This is a genomic window from Algoriphagus limi, assembly GCF_024919275.1.
In the GTDB taxonomy this organism is placed as follows: domain Bacteria; phylum Bacteroidota; class Bacteroidia; order Cytophagales; family Cyclobacteriaceae; genus Algoriphagus; species Algoriphagus limi.
Genome location: NZ_JANWGH010000001.1, coordinates 1584565 through 1602988 on the forward strand (window position 1 = coordinate 1584565; position 18424 = coordinate 1602988).

An 18424-nucleotide genomic window follows, 5' to 3' on the forward strand; every position below is an offset into this window, starting at 1 on the left:
TTTTTAAAATAATTAGAGTGATTTATTTAGCTAGATCAAATCGATCCAAATTCATCACTTTATCCCAAGCTTTCACGAAGTCCTGAACAAACTGCTCAGCTCCATCAGCAGAAGCATAAACCTCAGCCAATGCTCTCAATTCGGTATTGGAACCGAAAATCAAGTCAACGCGAGTTCCAGTCCACTTAGGCTCACCTGACTTACGATCACTACCTACGAAGATGTTATTCTTATCATTAGTAGCTCTCCATGTAGTTCCCATATCAAGAACATTCACGAAGAAGTCATTGGTCAATTGACCAGGCTTGTCAGTGAAGACACCATGCTTAGATCCATCCCAATTTGCACCCATAGCTCTCAAACCACCTACCAAGGCAGTCATTTCTGGAGCTGTAAGCGTTAACAATTGAGCTTTGTCAACCAACAATTCCTCACCCTTCACTTCGCAATCTTTGGCCATGTAGTTTCTGAATCCATCAGCTACTGGTCTTAGATATTCGAAAGATTCGATTTCAGTCTGCTCTTGAGAAGCGTCCATACGACCTGGAGTGAATGGAACAGTCACATCGTATCCAGCGTCTTTAGCAGCTTTTTCAACTGCTGCACAACCTGCCAGGACGATCAAGTCTGCCAAAGAAACTTTCTTGCCTCCTTCAGCGGTGCTGCTAAATTCTTCCTGAATGCTTTCCAAAACACCCAACACTTTTGAAAGTTGAGCAGGGTTGTTAGCCTCCCAGTTTTTCATTGGCTCCAATCGGATGTGAGCACCATTGGCACCACCTCTCATATCAGAACCGCGGAAAGTAGAAGCAGAAGCCCAAGCGGTAGAAACCAACTCAGCTACAGACAATCCGGAAGCCAAGATATTAGCCTTCAAAGAAGCGATATCCTGAGCATCAACCAATGGATGATTTACTGCAGGAATTGGATCTTGCCAGATCAAATCTTCTTCAGGAACCTCTGGACCTACATAACGAGTCTTTGGTCCCATATCTCTGTGAGTCAATTTAAACCAAGCTCTTGCGAAAGCATCAGCAAACTCGTCTGGATTCTCGTAGAATCTTCTAGAGACTTTTTCATATTCAGGATCAAATCTCATTGACAAGTCTGTTGTCAACATGAATGGCTTATGGAATTTACCTGGAATGTGAGCATCAGGAATAATTGCCTCAGCATCCTTCGCAACCCACTGATGCGCACCAGCTGGGCTCTTCGTCAATTCCCACTCATATTCGAACAAAAACTTGAAGTAGTCGTGGCTCCATTTTGCTGGAGTACTGGTCCAAGCCCCTTCCAAACCACTGGTGATTGTATCAGCACCGTGACCAGAACCATAAGAGCTTGTCCATCCCATACTCATTTCCTCGATTGAAGCAGCTGCTGGCTCAGGGCCTACATATTGGTCTGGATTTGCAGCACCGTGAGTTTTTCCGAAAGAGTGACCACCTGCGATCAAAGCAACAGTTTCTTCATCATTCATAGCCATTCGGCCGAAAGTCTCACGGATAGCTTTTGCTGCCAATAGTGGATCAGGATTCTTGTCTGGACCTTCTGGATTCACATAAATCAATCCCATTTCGGTAGCTCCAAGTGGAGATTCCAAAGCTTCTGGATTTCTGTGGGCTACCCATTCTTTCTCAGATCCCCAATAAATGTCTTGCTCAGGCTCCCATACATCAGAACGACCACCACCAAAACCGAAAGTTTTGAAGCCCATGGATTCCAATGCTACGTTACCTGCCAAAATCATTAAGTCAGCCCAAGAAAGTTTTTTTCCATACTTCTGCTTGATAGGCCACAATAAAAGTCTTGCCTTGTCCAGGTTGGCATTATCAGGCCAAGAGTTCAATGGAGCAAATCGCTGAGTACCTGTACCGGCTCCACCGCGGCCATCATGTACTCGGTAAGTACCAGCACTATGCCAAGCCATTCGGATCATGAATGGACCATAGTGACCATAGTCAGCAGGCCACCAATCCTGAGATGTTTTCAATACTTCTTCGATCTCCTTTTTCACCTGAGGAAGGTCCAAAGAGGCGAATTCCTTCGCGTAGTTGAAGTCTTCACTCATTGGGTTGGACAAAGAAGAATGCTGTCTCAAGATATTCAGATTCAATTGATTAGGCCACCAATCAACATTCTGAGTACCTTTTCCGGCACCATGCAACATAGTGCCATTGTGAAATGGGCATTTGCTCAAATCACCTTTGCCATTTTCATGTGGATTACTCATATTTCTTATGGTTTATAGTTAATTATTTAATTTCAGGGATGACGAAATTACCAAAAATTTTACGGATATAAATTTTTTTTCAATAGATAAAAACTATGAGACTTTTTAGTAATTCTGCTATGCTAACTAGGAGGTCATTCACTCAAAAAAACTGAGCAAAATCATTCCAAATCAAAGCCCAATTTGAAGTTCAAATTGGGCTTTGATTATTAATTCCTTACTTATCTTTTGGCTTATCACGCTGCATCTCGATCATATCAACTGGAGGAGGAGTATTATCACCCAATAGGTGTCTCACGAAGTAATCCCCCATTTTCCAGAAGAAATACTCCGTCATATTTCCATAACCGTGGCGCTGTCCAGGCAAAATCACAAATTCAAACCGTTTTCCAGCTTTGATCAATGCCTCAGCCATTCGGATCGTACCCGCAGGATGCACATTATTATCTACATCTCCAGTACTTAGCATCAAATGACCTTTGAGGTTCTTAGCCAGATCTGGATTTTTTTCGATTTGGTAGACAAAAGTAGTATCGCCTTTTGGCGTGATAACTTCTTTTACGCCATGATGCTTCTCAGACCACCAACGATTGTAGATATTATTTTCATGATTTCCTGCAGAAGAAACAGCTACTTTAAATACATCTGGATAAACAAGCATCGCCGCAGTGGACATAAATCCACCTCCGGAATGTCCATGGATCCCTACCCGATTTCTATCAATGAAAGAATGTCTGTCTGCAAGTTGGTCTACCGCTGCTTTTTTATCAGCAAGACCGTAATCCCTCAGATCTCCATAGCCATAGTTGTGATACCATTTGGATCGAGCAGGGTGACCACCTCGGTTACCCAAAGTCACCACAATGAAGCCAAACTGAGCCAATCGATCTGTCCGGTCCATTCTGCTTCCGAAGGATTTATTGACAGCTTCAGTTTGAGGACCAGGATACACGTATTGGATTAAAGGGTATTTTCGCGTTGAGTCAAAATCGAAAGGCTTGTACATCACACCGTATAGGTCGGTGATTCCATCATCAGCCTTGAACTTAAATGGCTCTGGGAATTGATAACCTGCAGCAAAAAGCTGGCTCAAATCAGCAGTCTCTAAGTCCATCACCTTGTTTCCATTGCGATCCATCAAGACCGAAACAGGAGTAGTATTCACCCTGGAGAAATTATTGACAAAAAAGGTCGCTTGGTCATTCATCTCAATGCTATGGTTGAAATCACCAGCATTTAGCAAGCTGATTGCTCCTCCATCCAAACTCACGCTGTACAAATGCTCATAGTATGGATCCTCACCATTTTCTCTTCCATTTGCCACAAAATAGACTTTTCTATTTCGCTCATCTACTCTAGCAACACCACCAACATGGAAAGGACCAGAAGTCAATTGACGCTTCATAGTTCCATCCTTTCCATATAAGTAAAGATGTGCCCAACCATCACGCTCTGACCACCAAATCAAGTCATTACCCACCAATTCTACCTTATTGAATTCAATATAGGTATTGCTACGCTCTTCGATGATCACTTCTTTTTCATTGGAGGCTAGATTCCAACGGCAAACGTCCACTCTCTTCAAGTCACGGCTTGTAATCGCAAAATAAAATTCATCCAAATCACCCAACCATGTAGCCGGACGGAAGTCATCATCTCTTGTATTTGCTGCAGGCGTGGTAGACCACAGACTCACAGTTTGGTCCTTGAAAGTTGAAATCGGAAGTTTCTTCAATTCCATGCTTTCAAAAGAAAAATGTAGGAGCTCCGTTTGAGGCTGCTCTTTTTCACCTGGCATGGCATATTTATAGGTTTCCAAAGTTGGACGAGGGTTTCGAGTATTATGGATTACCCAGAGATCTTTCACCTTACGCTGATCTGTGCGTGTCATGATAAACTGCTTGGAATCTGCACTCCAAAGTACCCCTACGCGCTTTCGGTCATTCTTTTTCTTCTCTTCCTCCACATTATCATCGCCTCGGCCACCCCAGCCGTATTCGTAATCTTTTTCCCCATCTGTGGTTAATTGATTTTCGACGATAGTAGAATCTTTTTCATCCTTTACTGCTTTCAAAAAATTCTCTTTATCCATCCAATACAGGTTGAAATTCTTCGCGTAAACAACCTTAGATGAGTCAGGGGAAATATTTGCCCAAGAAAGACGTTTCGGGTCTTTTTCAGTTTCAATCTCAGTCAAAGTCTGAGAGGAAATATTGTATAGAAAGGTATGAACTTTCTTCTCCAGTGAATCTTTGGCATTTTTGTTTTTTGCCTTGATCTCTTCCCAATCGGACTTCAAGACATCAGCAGTACTCTTCACTTTGAATCGAAGCGTATTTTCATCATCCATCAATTTCAAATCATCCAATTTCAGATGCTGACCATCGAATGGATCTTTGACAACTTTGGTGATTTCGGCAGCTAGCTTATCTCGATCGAAAAGTTCGGTTTTAGTTCTTCGAACAGGATCAACGAGATACCATCGCTTGCCATCCGAAGTCTCGTATTCATACCAAAACCGCTCAGATTTTTTCATCCAATGGGGATTTACGGATGTAGAAAAAATCATTTTTTCCAGCTTATCCGGTGAAAACCGGGCAGCCAGTTCATAATTCCCTTTATAGATCGGCTCTTGCGCCCAAGAAAGTTGGGTTGACAAAAAGAGCCCAAAAACCAAGAGTAATCGTTGCATAATTCATTGAGTTTTATTTCGCAACGAAACTATATAACGGTCTTCAAAAGCTTTTTACCATTTGCGTAAAAATTGCGAACAAATATCCTCGGCTTGAAAAAGCAACGCAACTGACCAAACTTTTTCATAATCAGTTAACAAATACTTTACTTTAACCAAATTTAATTTGGAAAAAATAGCAAAATGTTAACAAACTAAACATAACTGATTTACATCAGGCCGCTACTTTTGAGTAAAACCCAATTTGTGAAGACACATTTCAAAACAATAATTGTATCCGACGTTCATCTTGGGACCAAAGGTTCCAAAGCCAAGGAGATCGTTCGGTTTTTGAAGCAATACCGTTGTGATAATCTCATTCTTAACGGGGATATCATTGATGGCTGGCAACTTAAAAAATCCGGCACTTGGAAGCGAAAACATACCCGCTTTTTCAATCGGATTCTAAAGATGATTGAAAATCACGACACCCAAGTATTTTACCTTCGAGGCAATCATGATGACTTTTTGGATCAAATTCTTCCCATTCAGATTGGAAAACTTTCCATTCAAACGGACATGATTTATGAGTCGAATGGTAAGAAATATTTCATTACTCATGGAGATGTATTTGACAGTATTACGACCAATCTTAGATGGATTGCCTATTTGGGGGATATAGGATATACTTTTTTGCTTTGGTTAAATCGCGTCGTTAATCATTATCGATTTAAGCGTGGATTGCCATACTTTTCTCTTTCACAATATGTCAAGTCAAAAGTTAAGTCTGCGGTTTCCTACATCGATCAATATGAAACCGAGCTTGCCAAAATGGCTAGAGCTAAAGGTTGTGATGGGATAATTTGTGGACATATTCACAAAGCTGAAAACCGGGAAATCGAGGGAATTCATTACCTCAATTCCGGAGATTGGGTGGAAACAATGTCTGCCCTTGCCGAAGACCATGAAGGCAACTGGCAATTAATTCACTACAATGAGATTGATTTCAAATCAATCCAAACAAACCAAGTCGGAAACTTTTTTGAAAACGAGCGAAAAGAGGAAAAAGATGAAAGTATCCTTCCCTTACGCCAAGTTTCCTTTCGATCTTCACAAGATGATGATTTAAATCCACCTGCATTTAGATCATGAAATTCCTATTTATTGTTCAAGGAGAAGGTCGAGGTCATATGACCCAAGCCATCGCTTTTGCAAGTTTGCTACGATCACAGGGACATGAACTCTGTGGGGTGGTTTTGGGAAAAAGTAAAAGAAGAGCTATTCCTGAATTTTTTTCCAGAGAAATCAAATCAGAAATTCACTTGATTGAGAGTCCGAATTTTGAAACAGATCAAGCAGAAAAAAGAATTCTCATCGGAAAAACCATTTGGAAAAACCTTTTTAAAATCCGGACTTTCTTAAAAAGCCTCCATCAAATTGACTCTTTGGTCAACTATCACAAGCCAGATGTCATTTTGAATTTTTACGATCTTCTGGGAGGCTTATACAATAGAATCTACAGCCCAAAAGTAGAATTTTGGGTTATCGGGCACCAATATTTGGCATTACAATCCAATTTCCCTTTTGCCCCATCCAAGAGATTTGCTAAGGAATTATTTATTCTCAACACCAAACTGACAGCTTGGGGTGCAGACCGGATACTAGCCTTAAGTTTTAAACCTACCGAAGCATTAAATCCCAAAATTCAGATTGTCCCTCCTTTGCTACGAAAAGAACTTACCTTATTGAAACCATCATCAAGGGGATTTTACTTGGCTTATTTAGTAAACCCGGGGTATTTCACTGAAATTATCAAATTCGCAAAATCAAATTCAAGCTTCCAAATCAAAGCCTTTTGGGATAAAAATGGCGCGAAAGAAGTAGAAAACCCTCTTCCCAACCTTTCTTTTCACCGAGTCAACGACAAAAAGTTTCTGGAAGACATGGCTGCTTGCAAAGGCTTGGTCTGTACAGCTGGATTTGAATCGGTTTGTGAAGCAGCTTTTTTAGGAAAACCCGTGATGGTCATTCCAGTAGCAGGACAATATGAACAAGCTTGTAATGCTTTAGATGCTGAGAAGCACCAAATTGCGATTGAAGGAAAGAATTTTGACTTTTCTTTCTTCGAAAAACATATTCAAAGAATTCACCCAAACCCTGCATTTTTCCGGCTATGGTGTGAAGAATGGCCAGAAATTTTGAAAAAAATCACAGAAACCAATCCAAAAACTACCCTTTCAATAGAATTTGCAGGTTTAGATCAAAATCCTCTTTCTTTTTCTCCTCTATCCTAATTGAAGGATTACTGAAACAGGATTCCTATTTTTGAGCTTAAGTGACTGAAAAAGTCTATTTTCGGCACTGCTCAAGAAGAACCTACATGTTAGCTGAACATATACGATTACAAGAGGATCGGGAATTTAAAAAACACTGGAAGAAATGGGGCCCCTATCTTACAGAAAGACAATGGGGAACCGTCCGTGAAGATTATAGTCCTGATGGTGCTGCCTGGGAAAATGTAACCCATGATGAAGCCCGAAGCAAGGCCTACCGATGGGGAGAAGAAGGCATTGGAGGGATTTCTGATCACAAACAGAAACTTTGCCTAGCATGGGCATTTTGGAATGGAAAAGACCCTTTCATAAAAGAGCGGCTTTTTGGCCTGACCGGTAATCAAGGAAATCACGGGGAAGACGTTAAGGAAATCTATTATTATCTGGATTCCACGCCTACCCATTCTTACATGAAGATGCTTTACAAGTATCCTCAGGCTGAATTTCCTTATCAAAAATTACTCCTTGAAAATCAAAAAAGACAAAAAACCGATCCGGAGTATGAATTGATGGATACGGGGGTTTTCGATGAAGATCGATACTTTGATATTTTCATTGAATATGCCAAGAATGACGCGGAGGACATCGTAGCCAAAGTTACTATCCATAATCGAGGACCGGAATCTGCTCCTATTTGGGTAATGCCTACGCTCTGGTTTCGGAAAACATGGTTCACAGGTCATGAACCTTTTATGCCCAAACTGAACTTGGTTCGCTCGAATTGCATCAAGGCATTTAATCCAAAATCAGGTAATTATTCCATCACTTTCAATGGAAATCCAGATATCCGCTTTTGTGATAACGAAACAAACCGGGAACGACTTTATGGGATTCACAATGAGAAAAAGTATCCAAAAGACGGGATTAATGATTTTGTAGTTAACGGAGATGCATCCAAGCTGAATCCAAAATTTACTGGAACAAAGGCCGCTGCCATCTTCAAGTTTGATATTCCGGCTGGAGAAAGTGTAGAAGTCAAACTTCGACTTCAGCATCAATTGGATGATCATCCACTTCATATCTGCGATGAATGTCTGAATACCAGAAAAAGAGAAGCAGATGAATTTTATAATCATTTGCAACATCGGGTAACAGATCCCGATCTCAAGATGATTCAGCGCCAGGCATTTGCAGGGATGATGTGGTCCAAACAGTTTTATTACTATGATGTAGAACGCTGGCTGGAAGGTGACCCAGGTCGCTACGTACCACCTGTGGAACGTAAAAAAGGCAGAAATCATCAATGGCGGCATCTTCAGAATTATGATATTATTTCCATGCCTGATAAATGGGAATATCCTTGGTACGCCGCTTGGGATCTTGCTTTTCATTGTATTCCTATTGCTCGAATCGATCCGGAATTTGCAAAGCAACAGCTCCTTCTCCTTCTCAGTGAGTGGTACATGCATCCTAACGGACAGATTCCTGCTTACGAGTGGAATTTCTCTGACGTAAATCCGCCCGTGCATGCTTATGCGGTTCAGCGAGTATACCAGATTGACAAAAAGGCCAATAATGGTGTTGGTGATTCAGAATTCTTGGAGCGAGCTATGCACAAGTTGATGCTCAACTTCACTTGGTGGGTTAACCGTAAGGATAGTGATGGCAAAAATATCTTCGAAGGCGGTTTCTTAGGATTAGACAACATTTCCATTTTTGACCGATCCGCTGCCGAATACTATCAAGGCAAACTGGAACAAGCAGATGGTACCTCTTGGATGGCTATGTTCTCACTGAACATGCTACGTATTTCCCTGGATTTGTGTGAGTTCAACAAGGTATACCAGTTTATGGCTACCAAGTTTTTAGAGCATTTCCTGTATATCGCGGGTGCAATGAATAATATTTCCCGTGAACACATTTCTCTTTGGGATGAAGAGGATCAGTTTTTCTATGATATTTTCCACTTCAAGGGAAAAGATGCCAAAAAGCTAAAAGTCCGTTCTATTGTAGGTTTAATTCCATTGTTTGCTGTTGAACCTATTCGCGAAGAATTATTTGATAGCCTACCGGAATTCAAAAAAAGACTCGACTTTTTCATGAAGGAAAAGCCCAAACTGGCAGCGCTAGTTTCAAGCTGGATTCATCCCGGAAAAGAAAAACGCCGCTTATTTTCCTTACTACGTGGACACCGAATGCGAAGTGTTCTCCACAAGATGCTGGATTCGGATGAATTCTTAAGTGATTTTGGGGTTCGATCCCTTTCCAAATTCCACTTAAACCATCCATATGCATTAAAAATGAATGGAGATACCTATTCGATCCGATATACTCCAGGTGAATCTGATACGAAAATGTTTGGAGGCAACTCCAATTGGCGTGGTCCAATTTGGTTCCCAATCAATTACCTGATCATTGAATCCTTAAAGAAATTCAACTTCTACTACGGAGGGGACTTTTCGATCGAATATCCAACTGGATCGGGAAATTACTTGACTATGGATATGGTCGCTAAGGAATTATCACTTCGTTGCATGAAGATCTTTATGCGAGATAATGACGGAAATCGGCCAGTATTTGGTACCGATGAAAAATTCCAAAAAGACCCACATTTCAAGGATTATATTCTCTTTTATGAGTATTTCCATGGGGATAGCGGAAAAGGACTTGGGGCTTCTCACCAAACAGGTTGGACTGGATTAGTTGCCGAGATGATCCATAAATATTATAAAGAGCAAAGACCAGAAGTTCATGCCACTGCTCCCCTATTTAGAAGCTAATCGACTGGAAGCCGGATGTGATGAGGTAGGGCGTGGATGTTTGGCTGGCCCAGTGGTTGCAGCTGCTGTTATTTTGCCAAACTCCTATGAAAATCAATGGATCAATGACTCCAAAAAACTGAGCAAAACCCAGCGAGAGGAATTGGTTGAGGAAATCAAAAGAGCATCCCTTGCTTGGGCTCTTGGCGAAGCATCTGTAGCGGAAATTGATCAAATCAACATTTTAAATGCCTCTTTTTTGGCCATGAAAAGAGCAATTCTAGCGCTTCAGACCCAACCTGAACATTTGCTCATTGATGGAAATCGTTGGAAATCAGATTTAGAATTACCCTTTACTTGTGTGATCAAAGGAGATGGTAAATTCACCAGTATTGCAGCTGCTTCGATTTTGGCAAAGGTCCATCGTGACCAATTCATGGAAAATTTAGCCAAAGAATTCCCTCATTACGGATGGGAATCGAATGCTGGTTACCCAACCAAAATACACCGAGAGGGAATTGTCAAGCATGGAAAAACACCTTGGCATAGGAATAGTTTCCGATTGCTTCCCGAGCAATTAAAATTAGACTTGTAGGATTTAGAAGGAAAAAATCAGTCCTCTTCAGGTTCTACATAAGGCTCAAAAATCAATCTTCCCAACGTTCCAGATTGTGATATGGGCTGAAGAATCAGCTTGTTCTCCGTTAACTCCACGATTTGAGCCTTCCGAACCAAGTCCGCATGTTTGATAATTAGTGTATTACTTTCATCCACTTCGAAAGTAGCTTTTCTCAACACCAATTTTTGATTAACCATATCGGTGTATTTCAAGGAATCCTCACCAAAAAACTCATAAACTGTGTTTTCCAGCCTATTCTTGATTCGATATTCCATATTGGTCCGGGCAGTTGCAGTAGCTTCTCGAAATTGAGGTGAATTTCTGATTTGATCTATCCCGTCGAAATAAACCAACTGCCATTTCCCAAATAATTCCTGAGCATTTGAGGCGTTAGAAATTCCAAAAAAAGAAATAAATAGGAAAGTTAGAATTGTAATTCTCATGCGGGGGTTGAGGCAATTTTTCTGCCAAATTTGAAAAGAATTAGGACTGAATGACTTTTGCATTCAAAAATGGCAACCACTCTTCGGCATGCCGCTCTGCATAATCCGCTAAAAAATAGGAAAGGGTAGGTTTGAAAGGGGCAATTTTTAAAGGCATCCCAGCCTCTTCCGGCGTCTTATCTCCTTTGTTGACATTGCATCGGTTACAAGCAGTCACCAAATTGGTCCAAGAAGTCTTACCTCCTTTGGAGCGGGGAAGCACGTGGTCTATAGTCAGATGACGATTCGATCCACAGTATTGGCACTCCCCATTATCCCGACGGAAAAGATTAGCCCGGTTGAGGAGAACTCCACGATAAGGAATATTCTTATACTGATTGAGTCGAATAACGGCTGGATATTCGAAGTTCCTGCTGATGGTGCGGATTTGTAAAAGTTCATATACCGAAAGAATCGTTGCCTTCTCCAAAAGAGTAAGCACAATCGCTTTTTGGACCGACACTACAGCTACCGGTGAATGATCAAGATTTAATACCAACACTCGCTTATCCATCACAAACCAAATACTGATCTAGCTTCCAAAACCACCTCAGTTGGGCGATTGTTTGACAAGTGGTTTTGCCATTCATCCAAATCCGAAACACGCATTTTATGATCCATCCATAGGACTTCCTCTAGCCCTAGATATATCGCAAAATGATCGATTCGTTTTTGTTCATCATGAAAAATAAACAAATCTCCCGGCATAGCATGATTGAAAGGTAAAATCCTGCCTGGCAAAGCTGCAGCATGCCAAGTATATCCTCCAATGGTGTAAATCAGTGCAAAGCCCAAGACTTCATCTAATCCAAAAATACTTCTTCCTCCAGGTTGCCAAGGAGCATTGATATAGCGTAATGCAATTTCAATCAATTCTTCCCGATCTGCTCGATGGGCATGACTTCGACTAGCCCCAGTAAAACCAATGGTATCCTGCCAATTGAAAAGTTCCAGTTCCGAAAAATGAAGGCGACTTCCTGGCAGCAAATAAAGATTTGTTCCTTGGTATTCAATCGCAGCAATTGGACTGGTCACTACCTGAAAATCCTGACTCAAAAACTTCAAATAGTCTTGCTGCGGAATTTCCTTCAAAGACTTGGAAGAAATCCAACCTCCTATCCTACTGTCCTCGTGGAAAATTCGATACCATTGACGGTCTTGTGAAACCGCCAATACCTGATAGCACTCTCCAAAAAGCAATTGAGTAATTAAAGCTGAGTCGCGGGAAGGTTTTTTGTAGACCGGCAACATGGTCTGTCTACAGATTCCATACGCATCACTTAAGGGCCATTCGCTGAAGTTCTCTTTTGGCATCTTTTTCCTTCAAATCCTGTCGTTTGTCGTGCATTTTTTTACCACGACCCAGGGCGATTTCCATCTTAGCCAACCCTCGGTCATTGATAAATATACGAACAGGAATGATAGTCAGCCCCTTTTCTTGAGACTTCGTTCGGAGTTTTTCCAGTTCTTTTTTATTCAAAAGTAATTTTCGATCCCTTACGGCCTCATGATTGTAGCTGGCAGCCATAGAATATGGCGCGATATGCATCTGTCGAACATATAATTCATCGTCCAGAAAAATGCAAAAAGACTCAGTCAAGGAAACTTTTCCCTCTCGAAGGGATTTGATTTCGGTTCCTTTTAAAACCAAGCCTGCCACATACGTTTCCAAAAATTCAAATTGAAAACTGGCCTTCTTATTCTTGATATTGATGATTTTCTCAAATTTCTTTTTTGTAGCCATATCAAATTTTCATTTTGGCTAATGGGGTAACGTCCAAGGATGAAAATTCACCCTTCAGGTATTTATAATGTGCTGCAATGGCAATCATCCCTGCATTATCTGTACAATATTCAAATTTTGGAATGTACAAGTTCCATCCTTTTTTCTTTGCTATTTGGGTCAAGGTATTTCTTAACCCTGAATTGGCAGAAACTCCTCCGGCAATCGCAATTTCTTTGATTTGGAGCTTTTTTGAAGCCTCTTCGAGTTTGATACGAAGCATTTCGATCAAGGTGTATTGGATGCTAGCGCAAAGGTCAGAAAGATTTTCCTGAATGAAATTCGGATTCTCTTTCATTTTATCCTGAAGGAAATAAAGAACAGCTGTCTTTATTCCACTGAATGAGAAATTCAATCCTGGCATTCGGGTGATAGGAAACTGGAAGGTTTTGGGATTTCCCTCATTGGCATATCGATCAATCAAAGGTCCTCCCGGATAAGGCAAGCCTAAAAGCTTGGCGGTTTTATCAAAAGCCTCCCCAACCGCATCATCCCGAGTTTCCCCGATTACTTCCATTTCTAAATGATCTTTTACCAAAACCAATTGGGTATGACCACCACTGACGGTCAGGCAAAGAAAGGGAAATGAAGGCTTGGGATTTTCAATGAAATGTGCCAAAACATGCGCTTGCATATGATTGACCTCGATCAAAGGAATATCAAGTGCTTGTGCTAGTGACTTTGCAAAACTAACTCCTACCAACAAAGCTCCCATCAAACCTGGCCCACGCGTAAAGGCGATTGCTGACAATTGGCTTTTTGAAATTCCCGCCGAAACCAAAGCTTCAGACACAACAGGAACGATATTTTCCTGATGTGCTCGAGAAGCCAATTCGGGAACTACACCCCCATATTTTTCGTGGACAGATTGTGTGGCGACAATATTATTAAGTACTTTGCCATTATAGATGACAGAGGCAGAAGTTTCGTCACACGAAGACTCTATAGCCAGAATATAAATATCTCTAGTACCCATTGGAAAAGAAGCCGAAAGTTACGGATTTTTTACACAAGACCTTCCGTGTACTGCTTTGGGTGGTGTTTTACTTTTTAGTCTTAATCCTACTCATCGGTGCCCTAGTTCAGTTTACTCCTGTCCAAAATTGGCTAATTGATAGGGTAACTAGCTACCTTAACGACCGTACCAATTTTACGGCTTCCATCGATAAAATTCAGATTTCTTGGTGGGATGCTTTAACTATTCAAAATCTTGAGATTCGGGATACGCATGATAGTCTGATGATTGGCACCAAAGAGGCTTTTGTGGACTTTGAACTCAGTTCCCTTCTTGAGAAAGGAAATCCCACTATTGACCAAGTGCGAGTTGAGCAGGCGAAAATTCAATTAATTACCCATGAAGGCGATTCCATCATGAATATCAATCAATGGGTAAGTGAATTAAGCGAAGCGTTTGGTTCAAGTGAAAGTTCCGGTGGCGGGAAGTTTTCAATCACCTCCATTGATTTCCGCAATTCCTCATTTGCACTGATAAACGGTAATTCAGAACCCATCACCGAAGGCTTGGATTATAACCGGATGCGGTTTTCAGACATTCAATTGTCTGCTTCAAATTTTGTCACCGAAGGAGGAGGAGTAAAACTGGACATTGGCCATCTTTCGGGAAAAGAAAATGCTTCGGGCCTTGAAATCAAGGAATTCAAGACCAATTACACCTTCGCTCCCACTTTCATGGAATTTGACCATTTGAAATTGGTCAGTAATGAAAGTCATATCAGGGACTACCTCAAATTTGAATATGATTCCCCTACTTCACTCTCTAATTTTGTCACGGATGTAAAAATCACGGCCCGGATGGAAGAAACCATCCTGGGATTAGGTGATTTGAATTTCTTTGCCCCCTCTCTTCCAAATATAGAAGATCAAATTATCCTGAGCGGAGAGGTATCAGGGCCTATAGCAGATATAAAATCCGATGAGTTTTTACTTCGAATCGGTCAAAAAACAGAAATATTCGGTGCATTTTATCTAGACGGGCTTCCCGAAATTGAAGACACCTATATTAATCTTTCCCTTAAAAATTCCACCATTCAGACTCGAGATTTGAGTCCTTATCTTGATCCTGAATTAGCCAAGCAGGTAAACAAATTCGGAACGATTCGGCTAAATGCGGATTTTGCAGGTTTGCTAAATCGTTTTACTACCAATGGTGATTTCAAAACATCCATTGGAAGTCTAAATGGACGAGTAAACTACGACAAAAAGGGTGATATCAACTCCGTGGTTTCTAAGGTACAAATCAATAATCTGAACCTCGGAGTACTCACGGATCAGCCGGACTTAATTCAAAAAGTGTCCCTAGATGGAAATGTGAATTTACAGGGGAGCAATGCAGAAGATCTACTATTGGATCTCAATGCTTCCATCTCCAGTTTAGGTTTGATGGGATATAATTACACCAATATTCAAACTGATGCCCAATATGGTTTAGAACTTTTTGAAGGAAACCTTTCCATCCAAGATCCAAATTTGGCCTTAAATGGATCAGGCTCGATCAATTTGAAGGAGAGTTTTGAATCAATCAATATCCGACTTCAGTTGGATTCTGCAAATCTACAAGCAATAAATTTGGTCGACACCTCCGCTTTTGTTCATGGATATCTTGAAATGGACACACGGGGAATAGAACTCGATAAACTGACCGGAATCATGCGCTTCAGGGACATCATGATCGGTTACGAAGACCGGGTTTTAGATTTGGGTGATTTCAGCTTTCAATCACTTTTTGCTGGGGGAACACGTACCATGTCTCTTAATTCTGACTACATCGTCGCCGGAGCTTCGGGTCAGTTCAATCTAAATCAAATGAGTAAGGATTTGCCTTTCCTTTTGGATCAATACCTGGCAATTCTAACTCAAGAGGAACCGGCTATTGCAGACCTAGAGCAAAATTTCAATTTACCCTACAACCTGGATTTAAACGTCAGATTGATTGATGTAAATCCAATACTGAACCTAGTTCAGCCTGATTTATATGTTTCAAAAAACACACTAATTGAAGGTGCATTTTACCAAACCTCGGAAAATACGATTTTCAACTTTTTCACAAGTATTGACACGATCCGATTCCAAGGTAATGAAGCACGGGATGTCAATGTTGACTTCAACACTTCTAAATTCATCAATGGACCGGAGATTCTTGCTTCTTTCTATGTTTTCTCCAAGCAGCAAAACCTTGGGGGCAAACTTGATTTCAGCAATTTGGGATTTGAGGCCATTTGGAACAATGAAGCATTGGATTTGAATTTTGCTTTGGATCAGGATTCAACCCAAAGTCATGCGAGAATCAATGCCGTAGCCCAGTTTTCAGCTGAAGAAACTAAAATTCAGATGCTTAAGTCTCAATTGGAGGTTTTGAGCAATAACTGGGAGTTTGATCCTGATAATCAAATTAGAATTCTTCCAAACTCGGTAGTATTTGAAAATTTAAGGCTACATTCTGGAAATCAAGAAATTAAAGCCGAAGGGGTTTTAGGTAAGTCAGTTGAAAAAAAATGGACCCTCTCACTCAAGGATGTCAATGCGAATATTCTAAACACTTTTGCCCCTCAGGAATATGAAGGAGCAATTAATGGTTTGGTTACCGCCTATTTTGGAGCTGATGACCAGCTGATTTTAAATTCTCAAATCACAATCAATGGACTTGCTATCAATGAAATCCCTGTAGGTGATTTGATTACCCAAGCTGATCTAGCTGATAATGCCTTGGACTTGGATATTAGGAATGTTCTAAACGGAAAAAAAACTATTGATCTTTCAGGTTCATTAGGATTGAGAGACTTGAACTTCGATTTGAAAGGGGATTTAGAAGATGCAGAGCTGGCAATTTTCGAACCTTTCCTTTCCAATTACCTCTCGGATATGGGAGGTAGTATTTCAGGAAACATCCAATTGCAGGGTGACCCTATCAAACCCATTCTTCAAGGGGAAGGAAAAATCAACAAGGGGAAAGTTCGGGTAAACTTCCTAAACACCCTCTATCAGTTAGACGGCAGTATTTTATTTACACCAGGAGAAATTCGCTTTGATCGATTGGTAGCGAAAGACGTGCGGGGAAATACCGCAAACCTGAATGGCGGGCTAACCTATCAAGGGATAAAAGATATTTTGCTAGATATCCATGCCAACCTGAATAATTTCCAAGTGATGAACACCAGTGTCAAAGACAATGAGGTCTTTTATGGAAATGTGTATGTCACAGGTGGGCTTGACATCACAGGGACAACAAGTAACTTGGTCATTGATGCTAGAGCAACCAGTCAGCCCGATACTCGGATTTTTATTCCGCTCTCATCTAGTGATGAGCAGGTTAGTGAGGATTATATCCACTTTATCAATATTTATGACACTGTTTCTGTCCAAGGCTTAAGTGAGGAAATCAATCGACTAGATATCCAAAATGTACAAATGAACTTCGTGTTGGATGTCACTCCAGATGCCTATGCCGAAATTATTATTGACCCAAGGACTCAAGAAAAAATTTCAGGAAGGGGAAGAGGTGTTTTGACAATGAATATCGACACCCAAGGAGCCTTCTCATTGAATGGCACCTATGAAGTCACCGAAGCCACCTATAATTTCTCTCTTTACAATGTTGTAAAGAAAGATTTTACAGTGGATCCAGGAGGAAGAATTTCGTGGTATGGCGACCCTTATCAAGGAGTCATGGATCTAACAGCCCGCTATGAAGAATCGGTATCCATCCAACCTCTGTTGGCAACAAGTACAACAGGTCAAGAAAACACAGTAGCCAATCGCCGCTATCCGGTGGGTGTCATCATGGAACTGAATGGAGAGTTACTTTCCCCTGACATTGAATTCGGGTTTGACTTCTCCGAATTCCCAAATACAGGTGATTTACAAACTGCTATTTCCTCCTTCCAGTCCAGAGTGGCGAATGATGAACAGGAAATGAACCGACAGGTGTTCTCAGTAATCATGACCCGTTCATTCTCTCCAGAAGGACAATTTGCAGGAGTAAACTCTCTATCAAACAGTCTTGGACAATTGCTTTCTGCTCAGTTAAACTCATTTTTGGGTCAAGTCGATAAGAATCTGGAAATCAATGTTGATTTAGCGACTTTGGATCAAAATGCCCTTGAAACGTTCCAATTGAGTGTTGCATACACTTTCTTAGACGGAAGACTTCGGGTTTCCCGAGATGGTGGATTTACGGACAATACCGGCCAAGCTGGTGCTGCCGCAATCATCGGAGACTGGCAAGCAGAATATCTTTTAACTGAGGATGGGGTTTATCGAATTAGAATCTTTAACCGAAATAATTTCAACACCTTTACTTCCCTTTCTCTTTCCAGAAATGTGGCTACCTATGGAGTAGCTCTTTCTCAAAACGTATCTTTCAATTCCTTCTCAGAACTATTTGAAAAAATCATTCGAAAAAAGAAACGAAATTCTAGTTTGGTTGAAGATTCCGATTACTTCTTGCGATACAATGACGGGGAAGATTGGCAGCAAATCGATTTAACTCCTGTGGAGAATAAACTGGACTCCACTTACAATCGACCGATTCAATACCTTCCTTTTCCCAATCGATAGTCGAAACAATTCGAAGCTAAATAGCTTTCT

12 protein-coding genes are annotated in these 18424 nt (G+C 40.9%); 5 read left to right on the plus strand and 7 right to left on the minus strand.

Annotated elements, in window-relative coordinates; all coding sequences use genetic code 11:
• Positions 1-22 precede the first annotated feature (22 nt).
• Complete coding sequence (gene katG, locus NY014_RS06865; protein ID WP_259413818.1) at positions 23-2233, minus strand: catalase/peroxidase HPI; 2211 nt, start codon at positions 2231-2233, stop codon at positions 23-25.
• A gap of 217 nt (positions 2234-2450) precedes the next feature.
• The gene (locus tag NY014_RS06870; RefSeq protein ID WP_259413819.1) at positions 2451-4925 is read right to left on the minus strand and encodes a S9 family peptidase; all 2475 of its coding nucleotides are present in this window, start codon (positions 4923-4925) and stop codon (positions 2451-2453) included.
• Positions 4926-5171: 246 nt separating this feature from the next.
• Between NY014_RS06870 and NY014_RS06875 the strand changes: the two genes are divergently transcribed.
• From NY014_RS06875 to rnhB, 4 genes are all read left to right on the plus strand, one after another.
• Positions 5172-6056, plus strand: a complete 885-nt coding sequence (locus NY014_RS06875) for a UDP-2,3-diacylglucosamine diphosphatase (protein ID WP_259413820.1) — start codon at positions 5172-5174, stop codon at positions 6054-6056.
• Positions 6053-7198 (plus strand): glycosyltransferase family protein, encoded by a 1146-nt coding sequence (locus NY014_RS06880; protein ID WP_259413821.1) that lies wholly within the window; start codon positions 6053-6055, stop codon positions 7196-7198. The genes NY014_RS06875 and NY014_RS06880 overlap by 4 nt, the downstream gene beginning before the upstream one ends.
• An 86-nt stretch (positions 7199-7284) precedes the next feature.
• Entirely contained in the window at positions 7285-9957 is a 2673-nt protein-coding gene (locus NY014_RS06885) for an MGH1-like glycoside hydrolase domain-containing protein (RefSeq protein WP_259413822.1), read from the plus strand.
• Complete coding sequence (rnhB, locus tag NY014_RS06890) at positions 9929-10531, plus strand: ribonuclease HII (protein WP_259413823.1); 603 nt, start codon at positions 9929-9931, stop codon at positions 10529-10531. Before NY014_RS06885 ends, rnhB begins: the two co-directional genes overlap by 29 nt.
• Positions 10532-10548: 17 nt before the next feature.
• Here the strand turns inward: rnhB and NY014_RS06895 are convergent, their stop codons facing one another.
• Genes NY014_RS06895 through tsaD form a run of 5 tightly spaced genes read right to left on the minus strand, consistent with a single transcriptional unit; the run spans position 10549 to position 13796 of the window.
• Positions 10549-10998: a lipocalin family protein gene (locus NY014_RS06895; protein ID WP_259413824.1), complete on the minus strand. Its 450-nt coding sequence runs from the start codon at positions 10996-10998 to the stop codon at positions 10549-10551.
• A gap of 40 nt (positions 10999-11038) precedes the next feature.
• Entirely contained in the window at positions 11039-11551 is a 513-nt protein-coding gene (locus NY014_RS06900) for an HNH endonuclease (protein ID WP_259413825.1), read from the minus strand.
• Positions 11551-12351 carry an SH3 domain-containing protein gene (locus NY014_RS06905; protein ID WP_259413826.1) on the minus strand — a complete coding sequence of 267 codons (801 nt, stop codon included), beginning with the start codon at positions 12349-12351 and terminating at the stop codon, positions 11551-11553. The genes NY014_RS06900 and NY014_RS06905 overlap by 1 nt, the downstream gene beginning before the upstream one ends.
• Complete coding sequence (smpB, locus tag NY014_RS06910; protein ID WP_135073765.1) at positions 12314-12781, minus strand: SsrA-binding protein SmpB; 468 nt, start codon at positions 12779-12781, stop codon at positions 12314-12316. The genes NY014_RS06905 and smpB overlap by 38 nt, the downstream gene beginning before the upstream one ends.
• 1 nt (position 12782) lies before the next feature.
• On the minus strand, positions 12783-13796 hold the full coding sequence (gene tsaD, locus NY014_RS06915) for a tRNA (adenosine(37)-N6)-threonylcarbamoyltransferase complex transferase subunit TsaD (protein ID WP_259413827.1): 1014 nt from the start codon (positions 13794-13796) through the stop codon (positions 12783-12785).
• Between tsaD and NY014_RS06920 the strand changes: the two genes are divergently transcribed.
• Positions 13796-18394, plus strand: coding sequence for a translocation/assembly module TamB domain-containing protein (locus tag NY014_RS06920; protein ID WP_259413828.1), 4599 nt, complete (start codon positions 13796-13798; stop codon positions 18392-18394). The genes tsaD and NY014_RS06920 overlap by 1 nt on opposite strands.
• Positions 18395-18424 lie beyond the last annotated feature (30 nt).